At 53.7% G+C, this 564-nt stretch carries 1 protein-coding gene; it reads right to left on the minus strand.

Translation table 11 applies throughout. The annotated features are described in order from the left end of the window. The coding region (locus RZO55_RS21860; RefSeq protein WP_318066384.1) for a YrrC family ATP-dependent DNA helicase at positions 1–219 on the minus strand (219 nt) is incomplete at its 3' end. Positions 220–564: the final 345 nt, after the last annotated feature.

A 564-nucleotide genomic window follows, 5' to 3' on the forward strand; every position in this document is an offset into this window, starting at 1 on the left:
ATGATCCACCCATTCCCCGTAACAGGTCAGAACCTCGTCCGGATGGGGGCGGATAAAATGGCCGACGATCACCACTTCATCGGTATCCAGCGTTTCGTTCGACTCCTCCACCCGGATCAGGTATACGCCGAACCCGTTTTCTTCGTTGTAATAGATTTCCTGGATCAAGGACCCCTTGATGTATCCTTCCGAAAAGAGATCCAAGCGGGGCTGTTTCATGGAAAACCGCACCTCATTGCCCGTGATCTTTAAGTATTAGTATAGAAAGAAAAGAACACACATTCTACCCACAATCGCACCAAAAAATCGACCCTTTCCCCGAGACCGATGAAAAACGCAACGGGTGAAAAAAACAAGGGATGTCCCGCGAAATGCCTTCGCGGCACATCCCATTACCTTTTCACCGCCCGCCGCCTGTCAGCCGACGGACGACGCGGGCCACCGTTTCCGCCGCCTTTGTCACTTCCTCCACGGTATTTCCCAGACCGAAGCTGAACCGCACCGCCGACCGGAGGATCTCGTCGGGTAAGTTCATCGCCTTCAGCACGTGGGAAACCTCCAGAG

The organism is Clostridium boliviensis (assembly GCF_033342255.1).
Taxonomy (GTDB): Bacteria; Bacillota; Clostridia; order Lachnospirales; family Lachnospiraceae; genus Lacrimispora; species Lacrimispora boliviensis.